Source organism: Mesorhizobium sp. M0954 (genome assembly GCF_040319155.1).
GTDB lineage: Bacteria > Pseudomonadota > Alphaproteobacteria > Rhizobiales > Rhizobiaceae > Mesorhizobium.
Genome location: NZ_JAMYNR010000006.1, coordinates 200998 through 216124 on the forward strand (window position 1 = coordinate 200998; position 15127 = coordinate 216124).

22 protein-coding genes are annotated in these 15127 nt (G+C 64.0%); 6 read left to right on the forward strand and 16 right to left on the reverse strand.

Annotation, left to right across the window (positions count from 1 at the left end; translation table 11 throughout):
* Positions 1–263 precede the first annotated feature (263 nt).
* A complete protein-coding gene (locus tag NKH93_RS10760) occupies positions 264–896 on the forward strand; it encodes an HAD family hydrolase (RefSeq protein ID WP_352970235.1) in 633 nt (210 codons plus the stop codon).
* A gap of 22 nt (positions 897–918) precedes the next feature.
* Here NKH93_RS10760 and NKH93_RS10765 read toward each other — a convergent pair whose 3' ends face one another.
* The 7 genes from NKH93_RS10765 to ureC all read right to left on the reverse strand — a co-directional run bounded on the left by NKH93_RS10765 (position 919) and on the right by ureC (position 6511).
* On the reverse strand, positions 919–1686 hold the full coding sequence (locus NKH93_RS10765) for a class II aldolase and adducin N-terminal domain-containing protein (protein ID WP_352970237.1): 768 nt from the start codon (positions 1684–1686) through the stop codon (positions 919–921).
* A gap of 81 nt (positions 1687–1767) precedes the next feature.
* The gene (gene ureG, locus NKH93_RS10770; RefSeq protein WP_352970239.1) at positions 1768–2409 is read right to left on the reverse strand and encodes an urease accessory protein UreG; all 642 of its coding nucleotides are present in this window, start codon (positions 2407–2409) and stop codon (positions 1768–1770) included.
* Complete coding sequence (locus NKH93_RS10775; RefSeq protein ID WP_352970241.1) at positions 2406–2846, reverse strand: DUF3995 domain-containing protein; 441 nt, start codon at positions 2844–2846, stop codon at positions 2406–2408. The genes ureG and NKH93_RS10775 overlap by 4 nt, the downstream gene beginning before the upstream one ends.
* Positions 2843–3532, reverse strand: a complete 690-nt coding sequence (locus NKH93_RS10780; protein ID WP_352970243.1) for an urease accessory protein UreF — start codon at positions 3530–3532, stop codon at positions 2843–2845. The genes NKH93_RS10775 and NKH93_RS10780 overlap by 4 nt, the downstream gene beginning before the upstream one ends.
* Positions 3525–4100 carry an urease accessory protein UreE gene (locus NKH93_RS10785; protein ID WP_352474741.1) on the reverse strand — a complete coding sequence of 192 codons (576 nt, stop codon included), beginning with the start codon at positions 4098–4100 and terminating at the stop codon, positions 3525–3527. Before NKH93_RS10785 ends, NKH93_RS10780 begins: the two co-directional genes overlap by 8 nt.
* 57 nt (positions 4101–4157) lie before the next feature.
* Positions 4158–4751, reverse strand: coding sequence for a hypothetical protein (locus NKH93_RS10790; protein ID WP_352970245.1), 594 nt, complete (start codon positions 4749–4751; stop codon positions 4158–4160).
* A gap of 47 nt (positions 4752–4798) precedes the next feature.
* A complete protein-coding gene (gene ureC / locus NKH93_RS10795) occupies positions 4799–6511 on the reverse strand; it encodes an urease subunit alpha (RefSeq protein WP_502895709.1) in 1713 nt (570 codons plus the stop codon).
* A 179-nt stretch (positions 6512–6690) separates the two neighbouring features.
* Here ureC and NKH93_RS10800 point away from each other — a divergent pair, with 179 nt between their 5' ends.
* Both NKH93_RS10800 and NKH93_RS10805 read left to right on the forward strand, forming a co-directional pair.
* The gene (locus NKH93_RS10800; RefSeq protein ID WP_352709122.1) at positions 6691–7074 is read left to right on the forward strand and encodes a hypothetical protein; all 384 of its coding nucleotides are present in this window, start codon (positions 6691–6693) and stop codon (positions 7072–7074) included.
* Between the two features lie 126 nt (positions 7075–7200).
* A complete protein-coding gene (locus tag NKH93_RS10805; protein WP_023677007.1) occupies positions 7201–7695 on the forward strand; it encodes a hypothetical protein in 495 nt (164 codons plus the stop codon).
* Between the two features lie 26 nt (positions 7696–7721).
* On the opposite strand, the gene NKH93_RS10810 is transcribed toward NKH93_RS10805, so the two are convergent.
* Genes NKH93_RS10810 through NKH93_RS10830 form a run of 5 tightly spaced genes read right to left on the reverse strand, consistent with a single transcriptional unit; the run spans position 7722 to position 10092 of the window.
* Complete coding sequence (locus NKH93_RS10810; protein WP_023677008.1) at positions 7722–8027, reverse strand: urease subunit beta; 306 nt, start codon at positions 8025–8027, stop codon at positions 7722–7724.
* 7 nt (positions 8028–8034) lie between these two features.
* Entirely contained in the window at positions 8035–8628 is a 594-nt protein-coding gene (locus NKH93_RS10815) for a HupE/UreJ family protein (RefSeq protein WP_352615150.1), read from the reverse strand.
* Positions 8629–8663: 35 nt separating this feature from the next.
* On the reverse strand, positions 8664–8921 hold the full coding sequence (locus tag NKH93_RS10820) for a DUF1272 domain-containing protein (RefSeq protein WP_352492190.1): 258 nt from the start codon (positions 8919–8921) through the stop codon (positions 8664–8666).
* 18 nt (positions 8922–8939) lie between these two features.
* Positions 8940–9242, reverse strand: a complete 303-nt coding sequence (locus NKH93_RS10825) for an urease subunit gamma (RefSeq protein WP_352771138.1) — start codon at positions 9240–9242, stop codon at positions 8940–8942.
* 28 nt (positions 9243–9270) lie between these two features.
* Positions 9271–10092 carry an urease accessory protein UreD gene (locus NKH93_RS10830; RefSeq protein WP_502896445.1) on the reverse strand — a complete coding sequence of 274 codons (822 nt, stop codon included), beginning with the start codon at positions 10090–10092 and terminating at the stop codon, positions 9271–9273.
* A gap of 223 nt (positions 10093–10315) precedes the next feature.
* Between NKH93_RS10830 and NKH93_RS10835 the strand changes: the two genes are divergently transcribed.
* The 3 genes from NKH93_RS10835 (at position 10316) to NKH93_RS10845 (ending at position 12624) form a co-directional block, all read left to right on the forward strand.
* A complete protein-coding gene (locus NKH93_RS10835; RefSeq protein WP_023677013.1) occupies positions 10316–10570 on the forward strand; it encodes an acyl carrier protein in 255 nt (84 codons plus the stop codon).
* A gap of 4 nt (positions 10571–10574) precedes the next feature.
* Positions 10575–11783, forward strand: a complete 1209-nt coding sequence (locus tag NKH93_RS10840; RefSeq protein WP_352455913.1) for a beta-ketoacyl-[acyl-carrier-protein] synthase family protein — start codon at positions 10575–10577, stop codon at positions 11781–11783.
* Between the two features lie 136 nt (positions 11784–11919).
* Positions 11920–12624: a glutathione S-transferase family protein gene (locus NKH93_RS10845; protein WP_352920043.1), complete on the forward strand. Its 705-nt coding sequence runs from the start codon at positions 11920–11922 to the stop codon at positions 12622–12624.
* Between the two features lie 21 nt (positions 12625–12645).
* Here NKH93_RS10845 and NKH93_RS10850 read toward each other — a convergent pair whose 3' ends face one another.
* From NKH93_RS10850 to NKH93_RS10865, 4 genes are all read right to left on the reverse strand, one after another.
* Entirely contained in the window at positions 12646–12774 is a 129-nt protein-coding gene (locus NKH93_RS10850; RefSeq protein WP_302893450.1) for a hypothetical protein, read from the reverse strand.
* Positions 12761–13021, reverse strand: coding sequence for a hypothetical protein (locus tag NKH93_RS10855; RefSeq protein ID WP_352920046.1), 261 nt, complete (start codon positions 13019–13021; stop codon positions 12761–12763). Before NKH93_RS10855 ends, NKH93_RS10850 begins: the two co-directional genes overlap by 14 nt.
* Positions 13022–13091: 70 nt before the next feature.
* Positions 13092–13712, reverse strand: coding sequence for a nucleoside triphosphate hydrolase (locus tag NKH93_RS10860; RefSeq protein ID WP_352539906.1), 621 nt, complete (start codon positions 13710–13712; stop codon positions 13092–13094).
* A 76-nt stretch (positions 13713–13788) separates the two neighbouring features.
* Entirely contained in the window at positions 13789–14895 is a 1107-nt protein-coding gene (locus NKH93_RS10865; protein WP_352970248.1) for a hypothetical protein, read from the reverse strand.
* Positions 14896–15127 lie beyond the last annotated feature (232 nt).

Sequence of the window (15127 nt, forward strand, 5' to 3'; positions counted from 1 at the left end):
TTAGTGATGAAACTTGGTGTTTGGAGCGAAGTGACAGGTCGACCCAGTCTCGTTGCAACAGCAAGGCTGTCGAGGTCGCACCAATCCCGGTTCTAAAGCGCGTTGCGTTCGATCGGCCTCATGCGACGGGTTTTAGGTTGCTTTTTATGCATGTCGTCATTGCAAAACCGCTGCACACTTTGCGCGACATGCATTAGCGGGGACGCGGCGGTTTATCTCGCGCGCTAAACGCTTTAAGGAATTTTTTGAGAATGGAGCCTTGCATGACGCCGAAAGCGGTTTTCTGGGATATGGACGGCACGCTGGTCGACAGCGAGCCGCTGCACGAGGCGGCGCTGATTGCGGCGCTGTACAGCGTCGGCATCGCGCCGCCGGCCGACCTGCATGAGCGCGTGCTCGGCATCGCCGCATGGCCGGTCTACGAAATGCTGCGCGACGAGTTCGGCCTCGACCTGCCTTTCGACGACTGGATCGTGCGCAAATACGATCACTATCTGCCGATGGCCGAAACGCTGACGCCACGCACCGGCGCGATCGAGATTTTCAATGAGCTGCGCGCGCTTGGCGTGCCGCAAGCGGTGGTGTCCAACTCGGACAGACTGATCGTCGATGCCAATCTGCGCGCCGTAGGCCTCGTATATCCCGGCATGAAGACGGTCAGCCGCAACGACGTGCGTGAAGGCAAGCCGCATGCCGAACCTTTCCTGCGCGCCGCCTGGTTGGCCGACGTCGATCCCGCCAAGGCCGTGGCGGTCGACGACAGCGTGACCGGCGCCACGGCGGGGCTGGCAGCGGGAATGAAGACGATCTTCTGGCCGGAGGTGCCCATGGAAGGACCGCCGGGGGCGATTGTCATCAACAGCGCCGACGAATTGCGGGCTCAGTTGGGGCTTTAAGCCAGGCTCGGCCGGACCGCGCTCAACTCCGGTAGGCAGGCTCCTGCTCGTCGAGGATCGCCTTCAGTTCGGAAAGGTGGCGCTCGGCCTGGCCGGGATAGTCTTCCTGTTCCGTTGCCGCTTTCTCCGCGATCTCATCCGACAGTACCCGCAGCGGCCGGCCGGTCCACAGCGCCTTGATATAGGTTTCGGCGGCGCGCTCGAAATAGAACATGCGGTTGAAGGTGTCGGCGACGCTGTCGCCGATGACCAGCACGCCATGGTTGCCCATCACCATCACCTTGACCTTCGGGTCGACAAGAAGCTGGGAGCAGCGCTCGCCCTCTTCCTCGAAGGCCAGCCCGCCATAATGAGCGTCGACGACATGGCGGTTGAAGAAGATCGCCGAGTTCTGGTCGACCGGCGGCAGCGTCGAGTCGGCGAGCGAGGCAAGCACGGTGGCGTGGATCGAGTGAACATGCATGACGCAGCGCGCATGACGCACGTTGCGATGGATAGCACCATGCAGGCCCCATGCCGTCGGGTCGGGCGCATTCGGGCCGACCAGCGTGTCGGGATCATTGGCGTCGATCAGAAGCAGATCGCTCGCCTTGATGCGCGAGAAATGCACCTGGTTGGGGTTCATCAGGAATTGCGAGCCATCGTCGTTGACCGCCAGCGAAAAATGATTGGCCACCGCCTCATGCATGTTAAGCCGCGCCGTCCAGCGGAAGGCGCAAGCCAGATCGACGCGCTCCTCATAGAACGGCAGGTTGGTCAGCACTTCCTTCTGCAGGCGCGTGATGCTCATCGTAAACCTCGGTGAAAGAAGCAAGGATGCCGCGCGGCTGGAACACGCGCAACCGGTTTCGTTTGGTGCAGGCGAGCGCCGTTATGCCGCCGTGCTGGTGGCCGCGCCGACCCGAAGCCCGCCATGCTCGACGATGAAATCTATCACCTCCTGAAGCCCTTTGCCGCGCGACAGGTCGGTGAAGCCGAACGGCCGTTTGCCGCGCATGCGGGCAGCGTCGCTTTCCATCACGTCGAGATTGACGTTCACATAGGGCGCAAGGTCGCTCTTGTTGATGACCAGGAAATCCGACCGCGTGATTGCCGGTCCGCCCTTGCGCGGAATCTCCTCGCCCTGGCAAACCGAGATGACATAGAGCGTCAGGTCGGCAAGGTCCGGCGAGAAAGTGGCGGCGAGGTTGTCGCCGCCCGATTCGATGAAGACGATGTCGAGATCCGGGAATTTTTTGGTCATCTCGGCGATCGCCTGCAGATTGATCGAGGCGTCCTCGCGAATGGCGGTGTGCGGGCAGCCGCCGGTCTCGACGCCGACGATGCGATCGTCAGGGAGCGCCTGCAGCCGGGCCAGCATCATGGCGTCTTCCTTGGTGTAGATGTCGTTGGTGACGACAGCGATCGAGAACTCGTCACGCAGCGCCTTGCAGAGCTTTTCGGTGAGCGTCGTCTTGCCCGAGCCGACCGGACCGCCGATGCCGACGCGAAGAGGACCGTTGGGTGATATCATGCGGGGAACTCCGTGATCGCAAGAACGGCGAAGCCTGCCCCAATCAAAAGGCAGAGCGGCGAATAGTAGCGGACATCGAGCCGCGCGAAAGGCTGTTCGGGCGCCAGCCGTCGCCACCAGGGCGTGAAGCCGGCAATGCCGCGCGCCAGGAACACCAGCGCGATGAGCAGCGCCGTGGCGGCCAGTCCGGCCTCGGGAAAAGGCGTGGCAAAGATGCCCTCGAGCGCCATCGGCCACAGCGTCGCCAGGCCGAGGCAGGCGGCAACGGCGAAGCTGGCGAAGGGTGCCGGCATCTCGTCGACGCCACGGAAGCCGATGACCGCACGAGCGCAGGAGGCGGCGTCCCTGCCTGGCCAGATGCCGCCAATGCCCCAATAGACATGCAGTGCCGTGATCAACAGCAGGACGAGCGAGAGGGCGAAAGCAAGGACGATCATGAGCGGAACAGCCGCGAATACTGGGCCTCGTGCTTCATCGCCGTGACGTCGGAGATGAAAGCGCAGCCGCCGAGATCATCGAGTGTCGAGCCGGCAGCGCGGTCGGCCGTGGCCAGGGCAAGCGGTTCGAAGGCGGCCAGTAGCGTCATCGCGGCACTCTGGCCAGCGATGCCAAGCCGGATCGCAGCCTGGACGAGATTGGAGAAGAAGGCCTGCAGAAAGGCCGCCAGGGCGTCCCGCAGCGCAATGCCGTGATCGCCGGCAACGGCGCCGACGGCAACGCAATAGGCACATTCGGCCGGCAGGCGATCCAGCACCTGGCACGGCCAGGCGAAGGTCGCCTTCAGGAAAGCAGCGCCCTGCAGCATGGTCTCGGCATGGCGCTCGCGCGAGCCGGCCAGAGCTTCGGCAAGGGCGACGATTTCATCGAGATCGCCGGTTTCGCGCGCCCTGCGCCAGCTTTCGGCAAACAGCACCGCATCATTCCAGCCCGAACCCATCTCGACCAGCGTTTCCAGCCACGCGGCGAGCTCTTTGCTGTCGGCAACCAGCCCGGCATGCACGGCTTGCTCGAGACCATGGCTGTAGGAAAAGCCGCCGACCGGGAAGGAAGGCGACAGCCACGCCATCAGCCGCAACAAAGCAATATTGGAAGGCTGGGCAACGTTGGAAGGCTGGTCAGTCATGGTCATGGTCGTGCGAATGGCTATGGGAATGCGATTCGCTATGGGTATGGGAGTGCGCTTCGGCATGGCTGTGCGCATGCGCCTCGGCGTGAGAATGGCCATGGCCGGAATAAGCGCCGCGCACCGGCTTGAATGGCTCGGAGACGTCGCTCACCGTGGCGCCCAGCCCTTCCAGCATCGCCTTGATGACATGGTCGCGCAGAATGAGGATTCGGTCAGCCTCGATGCTTGCCGCGAGATGACGGTTGCCGATATGCCAGGCAAGTTCGGCCAGATGGACAGGGCCGCCGGCACGGATATCGTAGAGCGGCTCCTCGGCCGCGATGATCTCGATGTGGCGGCCATCCTCCAGCACCAGCCGGTCACCATGGTTCAAGGTCACCGGTTCGGGCAGGTCGACCAGCACCTTGTCGTTACGCACCGTTTCGATGGCGCGACGGCGCAGATGCCGCTCGTCATGGGCAAGCACCGCACTGTCGTATGGCGTGGTGGTTCCGGCTTCGCCTGCGGCCAGGACGGAGACGGCGCGCGGGAATTTGGTGAAGTCGGTGCGAATATCGAGCTTCATGTAAAAACTGCCTCTCCCAAAAAGCCTAGCCTATCGCATCCGCCGCCCCAATGGGGCTCAGACGATCGTGTCGAAGAGCCGCAGGATGAACGATATCTGATAGACGAGCGCGCCGGCGACAAAGGCGATATGGAAACGGCGGTCGCGCATCAGGATCGCAATGACGCAAAGCGCAACGAAAACCGGGGTGCGGATCAGATATTCGACGCCGAAATGGGCGAAATGCTCCGGCCCTTTCAGCAGCGTGTCGATCACGTCGAGCAGATAGGTCGCCGCCAGCAGGCCGAAGAACCAGGCCCGGCGCGAATAGAAGAAATCCTCATAGCTGGTGTAGTCCAGCATCGAATCCGGAAACAGCAGCGCGCAGAGCAGGAACAGCGTGACGGCGTAGAAGATGATGAACAGGTATTTGCCGAAGGTCCAATTCTCGATCTGGAACAGGCCGAACTCCCACCACCAGAAATGCACCAGCATCAAAAGCACCGACGCAACCCAGGCGAGGTGCACGGGATAGAGCCGGTATTGGCCGGGATGCTGGACGATGCGGGCGACCCCCGACAAGAGGCGGGTGACGCCGAGCCCGATCACCATGCCCAGGACGATGCGGATATGCGGGAAAATGTCGTGGGCGTAGGGGAGTTGCTGGTCCATAAGCCTGGTGCGGCGTGTTCTACATCGGTCGTTCTAACGCCTATGGTTCAGAACAGGAAGTAGCGTTGCGCCATCGGTAGCACGGTTGCTGGCTCGCAGGTCAAGAGTTCGCCGTCGGCGCGGACCTCATAGGTTTCGGGGTCGACCTGGACATGCGGCGTGGCGTCATTGAGCACCATCGAATGCTTGCCGATGCCGCCGCGGGTGTTTTCGACCGCGACCATCTGCTTGTCGACGCCGAGCCTGCCGCGCAGGCCGGCGTCGAGCGCGGCCTTCGAAACGAAGGTCACCGACGAATTGGTCATCGCCTTGCCGTAGGCCCCGAACATCGGCCGGTAATGCATCGGCTGCGGCGTCGGGATCGAGGCGTTGGGATCGCCCATCGGGGCGGCGGCGATCATGCCGCCGATCAGCACCATGTCCGGCTTGACGCCGAAAAAGGCCGGATTCCACAGCACGAGGTCGGCGCGTTTTCCCACCGCCACCGAGCCGATGTCCTTCGACAGGCCATGCGCGATGGCCGGATTGATGGTGTATTTGGCGATGTAGCGGCGGACGCGGAAATTGTCGTTGTCGCCGGTCTCCTGCGGCAGCGAACCGCGCTGCCGCTTCATCTTGTCGGCGGTCTGCCAGCAGCGGATCGCCACTTCGCCGACACGGCCCATGGCCTGGCTGTCCGACGAGATGATCGAGAAGGCGCCGATGTCGTGCAGAATGTCTTCGGCGGCGATGGTTTCCTTGCGGATGCGGCTCTCGGCAAAGGCGATATCTTCGGGGATCGACGGCGACAGATGGTGACAGACCATCAGCATGTCGAGGTGTTCGGCCAGCGTGTTGATCGTGTAGGGGCGTGTCGGGTTGGTCGAGGACGGAATGACGTTAGGCAGGCCGCAGACCTTGATGATATCAGGCGCGTGGCCGCCGCCGGCGCCTTCGGTGTGGAAGGCATGGATGGTGCGGCCCTTGATCGCCGCGACCGTGTTTTCGACGAAGCCGGACTCGTTCAGCGTGTCGGTGTGGATCATTACCTGCACGTCGTAATCGTCGGCAACCGACAGGCAGCAGTCGATTGCAGCCGGCGTCGTGCCCCAGTCCTCGTGCAACTTCAGCGAGCAGGCGCCGGCAAGCACCATCTCCTCGAGCGCGGCGGGCAGCGACGCGTTGCCCTTGCCCGACAGGCCGATATTCATCGGGAAGGCGTCGAAAGACTGGATCATGCGCGCCAGATGCCACGGCCCAGGCGTGCAGGTGGTGGCCAGCGTGCCGTGCGCCGGGCCGGTGCCGCCGCCGAGCATGGTGGTGATGCCCGACATCAGCGCTTCCTCGATCTGCTGCGGGCAGATGAAGTGGATATGCGCGTCGAAGCCGCCGGCGGTCAGGATCTTGCCCTCGCCGGCGATAATCTCGGTGCCGGGACCGATGATGATGGTGACGCCGCCTTGGGTATCCGGATTGCCGGCCTTGCCGATCGCGGCGATACGGCCGTCCCTGAGGCCGATATCTGCCTTGACGATACCGGCGGTGGCATCGACGACCAGCGCATTGGTGATGACGGTGTCGACCGCGCCTTGCGCGCGCGACACCTGGCTCTGGCCCATGCCGTCGCGGATGACCTTGCCGCCACCGAACTTCACCTCCTCGCCGTAAAGAGTGAGATCCCTTTCGACCTCGATGAACAGCTCGGTGTCGGCGAGCCGGACCTTGTCGCCGACGGTCGGGCCGTACATCTGCGCATAGGCGGCGCGGGTGATTTTAGCCATCAGCAATTGCTCCCGAAATACAGCCCGAAAATACCGCTTGTCGAAGCCGGGCCCCACATTGCCGCCATCCTATGGTCACGCAATGACCCGCTGAGCGACACTTTCCGATCCCATTTAGCGTTTGAGGTGGCCGGGCCACCCCAAAACCACAATTTGCCAATCGATGGAAAGGAACATCCATGCGCAAAACGACCCTTCTGGCAGCCGCCGCCACGCTGGTGCTCGCAACCGCCGCCAGCGCCCAGCAACAGCCCGCGCAGCAGCCCAGTCCGGCGCCGGCCGCGCCTGCTCCTGCCACGCCCGGGGCGCAGCCGCAGGCGCCCACCATCCACGCGATCAACGTCGTCGATATCAAGGATCTGCCCGCGGACACTCAAGCCAAGGTCAACGAGGTCATCGCCAAGCGCAGCGATGCCGACCTGCAGAAACTGCGCGGCTCGATCGACGCGACACCGCAGGTCAAATCCGCGCTCGAAGCCAAGGGGCTCACCTCGGCGCAGGTGATCGCCGCCAGCATGAGCACCAATGGCGCGCTGACGCTGATCACCAAGAAAGCGAGCTGACGAGACGAGGCGGCGGGCCGGCGCCCGGCCAGCCCGCCGCATCGCAAAGGGAACCTTCACGGGGGACGTTGCGTTTCGGTCCTGTCGCCCTGACACGAGCCTCGAAAAGGACCCTGAGAACGAGCGATGGCGATCACCACCTTCTCCGACACCAGATGGCTGCATGGGATTGCCGCGACCGCGTTTCTGGCAGCCAGCATTCCGCACGCCGCGCTGAACGCGCAGAGCCTCGACAGCGCCGAGACCGTCAACCGGATCGTCGGCTCGGAGGTCGGCCAGGAAGAGACCCAGACAAATGCGGAAGCCGGCAAGGTCAGTTCGGCGATCGACCGCACGCGTGAAAACATCGCCGCCGTGCGCAAGACATCCAAGCTCGACAAGGTCGATATCGTGTTTCTTACCGATGCCGCGCGCACCGAAGGCGGCCCGCCGCCGGCGATCGAAAACAAGGTCAGGCAACATCGGGACGACATCGCCGAGCTGCGCAAGGAGATCGAGGCGAACGCATTGCTGTTCAACGCCATCGATTCGCGGCGAGTGCAAACCGAGGACGTTCTGGCGGTGGAATTCGACGATCCGGGAAAGGTCGTCATCTATGCGGCGGCCAAGCCGCCCGGCTGAGCCGAAACTGCTCGACGCCTTCGATCTCACAGCGCGCCCATGATCTTCTGCTGAAATCCGTAGACCTCGCGCTTGCCGCCGAACGGCACCAGGGTAACGTCGCGCTCTTGGCCGGGCTCGAAACGCATGGCGGTGCCGGCAGCGATGTCGAGGCGCATGCCGCGGGCCTTGTCGCGATCGAATCTCAGTCCCTCATTGGTCTCGAAGAAATGATAATGGCTGCCTACCTGGATCGGCCGGTCGCCGCTGTTGGCTACCTTCAAGGTGACCGTCGCCAGACCCTTGTTCAGTTCGATCTCGCCGCTTGCCGTGATGATTTCGCCGGGGATCATCGCGGCCTCACACGACGCCGAAAGCGAGGCCGGCGCCAATCGCGGCACAAGCGGCGCCAGCGGCGCGGGCAAGCCCGCGGAAGCGCCAGCCGAGGCCGAGACCGGCCGCGATGCCGACGGCGTGGAGCAGTGCCGTGGCAACGGCAAAGCCCGCCATATAGCCGAGTCCGCCGGCATTCTCAGGCACCTCGGTGCCATGGGCATAGCCGTGGAACAGCGCGAACAGGCCGATGACGGCGACGCCGGCCGAGACAGGAAGATCGACGGCGAGCGCAACCAGCAGCCCGAGTGCCACGACGGACGCCAGTATCGCCGGCTCGACGAAAGGCATCGGCACATGCAGCATGCCAAGCACGCCGCCGGCCAGCATGACGCTTACGAAGGCCAGCGGCCATGCCCAGATCGCTTTGTCGCCCTTGAGCGCGGCCCATAGCCCGACGGCAATCATCGCCGTCATGTGATCGAGGCCGGAGAGCGGGTGGGAGAAGCCGGCGGTGAAGGACCAAACCGTGCCGACGCCGACATGGGCATAGGCTGGCATTGCTGCCGCCAGCAACAGGACCGCCGACAGCGTTGAGCGTTTCATCGTAGCGGGGATCATCGGCGTGCCTTCCATCTTTGAGATCATCATCCCTCTCACGCTGCCTTGCGGGCCGGACCGCAGCCCTCTGCCTTGAGGACGCGCTTGGTGGAGGCCGGATATTTCTTCAGCAGCGCTGCCGGACGGATCGGGCGGGCCGAGAAGTTGCCGCCGCAATTCGGACAGGCGCCACCGAGCACGTTTTGTGCGCAGTCGGCGCAAAAGGTGCATTCGAAGGTGCAGATCACCGCATCCGTCGCGTCGGGCGGCAGATCCTTGTCGCAGCACTCGCAGTTGGGACGCAGCTCAAGCATTTCCTCTCCTTGGCGGTGTTATCTGATCGGCTCGTGCACGGTCACCAGCTTGGTGCCGTCTGGAAACGTCGCCTCGACCTGCACATCGTGGATCATTTCTGCAATGCCTTGCATCACCTGGGCCCGGGTGACGACATGGGCACCGGCCTCCATCAGCTCGGCGACCGCGCGGCCGTCGCGGGCACCCTCGACGACGAAATCGGTGATCAGCGCGATCGCTTCCGGATGATTGAGCTTGACGCCGCGTTCGAGCCGCTTGCGGGCCACGATCGCCGCCATGGCGATCAGCAGCTTGTCTTTCTCCCTCGGCGTCAGATTCATGCTTTTTCCTGCGGTGGCACAATCGAGATCAGAGTGACCATAATTTGGGCAGGCCCGCCCGTCCGTTGAGCAATTCGACAAGCGGCACCAGCCGCTTGCGGAGCTGGTAGCCGTCCTCGGCGAACAGCCTCGCAAGAAGCTTGCCAGATTTCCGCACGCTCCAGAAACTGACGCCGCCCTGGCCGCCGACTATGCCCCGGGCCGGCTCGAGCAAAGCCTCTGCCCGTGGCGACACCATCAGTAGCGTCGCCACGGCGACAGCACCGCCGGCCGCTGCGGGACGGTTCAAGGCGGCCGCAATGTCCGGCCCGATGCGGAACTCCTCTGCATGGAACAGCGCCCCGTCCTGGCGGACGCGCCAGCGGTCGTGGAAATGGCCTTGCGAAGCCCGTTCACCCATGGCCAGGCGGCCGAAGACGGTAGCCTCCAGGATCAGCGCCTCGGCTCCGGTGGCAAGCTCCACGTCAAGGCTGCGGGCAAAGGCCGAGCGGTCGAAGACGATGGTTTCCTGTGGCAGCCAGGCAATGTGGCCGTCTTCCCCGACAGTCAGCTGCACCCGCACTTCGGCGCGGTCGGATGCGGCGCGATAGATTTTCTCGCAGGCCTGCGTTGTTATGGTTGCGGAGGCGCCGGCACCGACATCGACCTCCCAGGCGAGACGGTCGCCACCGGTCAGCCCACCGGCGGTGTTGATCAGGACGGCTTCGAGCGGATCGGCCGAGACCGTCGGCATGCGGATCTTGGCTGAACCGTCCTGGTACAGACGCCGAAGACGCGTGCGGCCTCCGTTCCAGTCGCAGCCAAGCCGCGCGACGCCGGCAACACGCTGGGCCGGCGGCACTGAAGTCAAGCTATATGCGATCGTATCCACGACACCAACGTTAAGCACTGCGGCGGCTTTGTCGATATATAGCTTGTTGCTTGACAGCGTTTCGGTTTCTATAGAGGGAGCCACCTTGGTACGGTCACCGGCGCCTGGCGGGGGTAAAAGGCGACGATGACGACGTAATCGAGGACAAAAGGGGCGCTGATCAGTTGGCGTCGGGAAACGACAGAGTTGGGGAATAAACCGAATGGCTGACCAGCTGGCAAACGATATCATCGCCAAGATCAAGGCTCATGCCGAGCCGGGCGGCGAGGAAATCACCACCAGTACCGAACTGACCGCCCTTGGCATCCATTCGCTGGAACTGACGGAGATCATCTTCGATCTCGAGGAAGAGTATGGCATCGAAATCGAGATGAACACTGTCGATGCCTGGAGCAATCTGAAGAATGTCGGCGACATGGTCGAGGCGGTTCGCGCGCTGATCGCGAAAAAAGCCTGACTGAATGCACAAGCGCGTCGTCATCACGGGCATCGGCGGATTATGCGGGCTCGGCACCAACGCACCGGCAATCTGGAATGAAATGCGCGCCGGCCGTTCGGCAATCGGCGCGATCGACAATCCGCTGCTGCATGATCTGAAGGTCAAGGTCGGCTGCGAAATCAAGGCGCTTCCCGAGCACGGCATCGACCGCAAGCAGGTCGTGTCGATGGACCGCTTCAGCCTTCTGGCGACGATCGCCGCGCGGGAGGCGGCACAGCAGGCGGGATTGAACCCGCACGCCGCCAACACCTACCGGATGGGCACCGTCGTCGGCGTCGGCGTCTGCGGCTGGGAGGCGATCGAAGAGAACTATCGCGCCATCCTGCTCGAAGGCAAGAACCGCGCCGGCATCTTCACCGTCCCGAAAGTAATGCCGGGCGCTGCAGCCGGCCATGTCAGCATGAATCTTGGTCTGCGCGGGCCGGTGTTCGGCATCACTTCTGCCTGCTCGTCATCCAACCACGCCATTGCCTCGGCGGTCGATCAGATCAGGCTCGGCCGGGCCGACGTCATGGTCGCCGGCGGCACCGATGCGCCGCTGGTCTGGGGCATCCTCAAGGGCTGGGAGGCCCTGCGGGTACTGTCGCCGGACACCTGCCGGCCGTTTTCGGCCGACCGCCAGGGACTCGTGCTCGGCGAAGGCGCCGGCATGGTGGTGCTGGAAACATATGAGCATGCCATGGCGCGCGGCGCCGCCATCCTTGCCGAAATCGCCGGCGTCGGCCTTTCCGCCGACGCCTCCGATATCGTCGCGCCAACCATCGAAGGGCCTGAGGCGGCGATGCGCTTCTGCCTCGTCGATGCCGGGCTCAATCCCGAGGACGTCGACTATCTCAACGCGCATGGCACCGGCACCAAGGCCAACGATCAGATCGAGACGGCTGCGATCAAACGCGTGTTCGGCGGCCATGCCTACAAGCTTTCGGTGTCCTCGACCAAATCGATGCACGCCCACTGCCTCGGCGCCTCCGGCGCGCTGGAAATGATCGCCTGCGTGATGGCGATCCGCGAAGGCATCGTGCCGCCGACCGCCAATTATCGGGAAGCCGACGCCGACTGCGATCTCGACATCACGCCGAACGTGGCGCGCGAACGCACCGTGCGCACCGCGATCAGCAACAGCTTCGCCTTCGGCGGCACCAATGCGGTGCTGGCGGTAAAGGCCGTGTGACCGCACCCCTTGCGGGTCCTTCACCGGGGCCGGCGAAACTTTCCATGCGCATATTGATCGCGCCAGGCGTCGCGCCTAACTCTCTGCGACCCGCCATGACCGTGCCGCTCGGCGCGGTCCCCTACCAGGAGTTTCGATGACCGATCTGTCCGCGTTTCCGATTGCCAGGCGCTGGCCGGCGAGCCACCTCGACCGCATCCAGCTTTATTCGTTTCCGACGCCGAACGGGGTGAAGATATCGATCGCGCTGGAGGAACTTGGCCTGCCTTACGAGCCGCATGCCGTCGATATCGGCAACAACGAGAGCTGGACCCCGGAATTCCTGTCTTTGAACCCGAACGGCAAGATACCGGCGATGATCGATCCGGACGGCCCGGGCGGCAAGCCGATCGGCTTGTTCGAATCCGGTGCCATCCTGCTTTACCTCAGCGACAAGACCGGCCAGCTGGTCCCGGCAGACGCGACGCTGCGTTATGAGACGATCCAGTGGGTGTTCTTCCAGATGGCTTCGATCGGGCCGATGTTCGGCCAAGTCGGATTCTTCCACAAATTCGCTGGGCGCGAAATCGCCGACAAGCGCCCGCTGGAACGTTATCGCGACGAGTCGCGACGGCTGATCGGCGTCCTCGAAACGAGGCTCAAGGGCCGTAGCTGGATCATGGGCGACGATTACACGATCGCCGATATTTCGATGCTTGGGTGGGTGCGCAATCTGATCGGCTTCTACGAGGCGCGGGAACTCGTCGGTTTCGACGATTTCCCCAGCGTGGGCGCATGGCTGGAGCGTGGCCTCGCCCGACCGGCGGTGCAGAGGGGCCTCACCATTCCGGCCAGAAGCTGATCTTACGTCGATTCCGCTCGGCTATTTTGCCTTGGTCCGGGGCTTTGAGCCGCCCTTGCCGACTACGGAAGCAGCAAGCGACGCCGCACCTTTGGCGGTGGCAAGCACGGCACCGGCGGCGACATTGGCCGTTGCTTTAACGGTGCGCATTGCGCTGCCTGCGATCGATCCTCTGCTGCTTGCCGATCTTTTGGGCTTGGGTGCAGCGGCTTTGGCCGCGGCAGGCATCACCTTTTTCGGCGCCGCCTTGCCAAAGCTGGGCTTTGCCGCATCCTTGGGGCGGGCCGCCGCTGCCGGGCCGGCGCTGGTTTTCACTCGAGTGGCTTTTGATCGTGTTGCCCTGCCCTTGGCGGGCGCAGGCTTTCTTGCCATGGTTTCCATCGAACGGTTCCCTCATGGGCACAATTGCCGTGTCCGGGATAACGGCCTGAAACTGTCAAGGTTCCGGCCGGGCGGTTCCTTGCAAGTCACGCCAGGTCGCCGACCACCAGGTCGGCGGGCCGCCGACGGGCAAGCACGCGGTCGATGTTCGGCATATCGTTAGAGGCGATCCAGGCGCGCGCGTCCTCGTCGGAGCGGCCGTGCTCGTGCCATCGCGCCAGCAGTCGGCGCTCGAGCTCGGCGCGCGGCACATCGACGAAGATCGAGAAGTCGAACAGCGGCGCCAGCCGCGTCCAGGGTTCCTCGTCGAGCAGCAGATAATTGCCTTCGACCAGGATGAATTTGGTGTCGGCGGCGACAATCGCAGCGGCGGCGCGCGACAGCTCCATGCTGCGGTCGAAGACCGGGATGGCGATATCCGGCTCGCCGGCGCGGATGCGCTTCAGCAGCGCTTCGAAGCCGGCAAAATCAAAGGTTTCCGGAGCACCTTTTCGCGCGCGAAGGCCGCGTCGATCGAGCACGACGTCATCGTAATGGAAGCCATCCATCGGCACGACTTCCGCCGTGCCTTCCGGCAGCAGGTCGTGCAAGCCTGCCGACAATGTCGACTTGCCGGCGCCGGGCGGACCGGCAATGGCAACGATGAAGCGCGGCGCCTTGCCGGCGCGCTTGAAAATGGCAGCAGCGATATGGGCGATTTCTGACATTGGCCCCCTTACGGTGGTTCTGGCGCATTTTGGCGGCAGTTTTCGAAAATTTCAAACGCCGGATTGTGCCAAGCCTTCAATCGGGCCTGGATTGACCGATCCGCAGGAAATCGCCGTCGAAGCCGATGTCGCGCACGGCACCGTCAGCCGCCAGGATGCGCATGCGGCCCGGCGAGGTCGTGACGTCGTGCGGCGGCTCGCCGGATGGCCATGGCAGTGCGCCGATGACATGGCGGAACGAAAAGCGGCGCCCTTCGGAAAGGGCAAAGGCGGTCGCCACGCCTTCGCGCTTCAGCCAATTGTCGCCGAGCGATGCGGCGTGGCCGACGGCCGTGCGGCCGTCCTCGATGCCGAGCACGCCGCGGTGGCGGCCACTCCAGGGCGCATAATCGCGCCCGCCATTGCTGACCCACAGCATGGTGACCGGCAGTTCGGCCGGGTTCTTCAGCACCAGCAAGAGATCGGCTTCCGCCTGGCGCGCCAGCGCGGTCCAGCCCGGCCCGCCATGATCGGCCTCGACCAGCGTCACGAAGTCCTCACGCAGCTGGTCCATGCGATAGGTGGTCAGGTCAATCGTGCCGCCGTTGGCGGCGGGAAAGCGCGTCAGGTCGGCGGTTCGCGCCGGGTAGGCGAGCAACGAGCGGCCGCGGGCCGGATCGGGCTCCGGCGCCTCACTCGGCGTTGCGGCAAGGCGCTTGGGCGAGAAGGCCAGCCTGCCGCCGGCCGTCATCACCGTCATCGGGTGGTGGGCGACGGGAATGGCGCCGGCGCCGCCGGAAAAGACGTGCTCCTGATAGAGAAAGGGATGATCGTCGCGCAAGGTCAGGATCTTGTCGACGGTTGCGCCCATGACCGGGCGCTGCAAGCGGAAGACGGCGCGCCAGCCGTCGGCTGTTGCCGCGCTGTCGACCACGTCCCAGCGGCTATTTGCCGGCCAGCCATGCAAAGGTGCCGCTTCGACGTCGCTGATCGAGAACGGCGCGCAGAGGAAATCGCCGGACAGGTGGACCGTCCCTTCAGGCAGGTCTTTCGGCAGCATCTCGCGCGGCTCGCCGACCCAGGGTGCGCGATGCAGCGGCTTCAGCCGGCGGCCATCGATATCGACTGTCATGTCGGCGAGATGGCCGACGGCAAGATCGACCGATACCGAAATGCCCTTCGCCGTGATCGTGACCGTATCCATGTGCACCTACCGATTCTGCCAGCCCGATTCTGCCAGCCCGATTCTGGCGGCCCGATTCTGCCGGCGCCAGCAAAGCCCACTCGCCGCCGGTTGCGCAAGCGCGGTGGCCGGCAATTCACATCAGGCGGCGCCACGTCGGCCTGTGGACAGGGCACCGTTCGAGGCCCCGACCGATATTAACCAAATGGACTGTGCCTTTGCGTTAAGATAGCTTCGCGTCGTCTCAGAAACA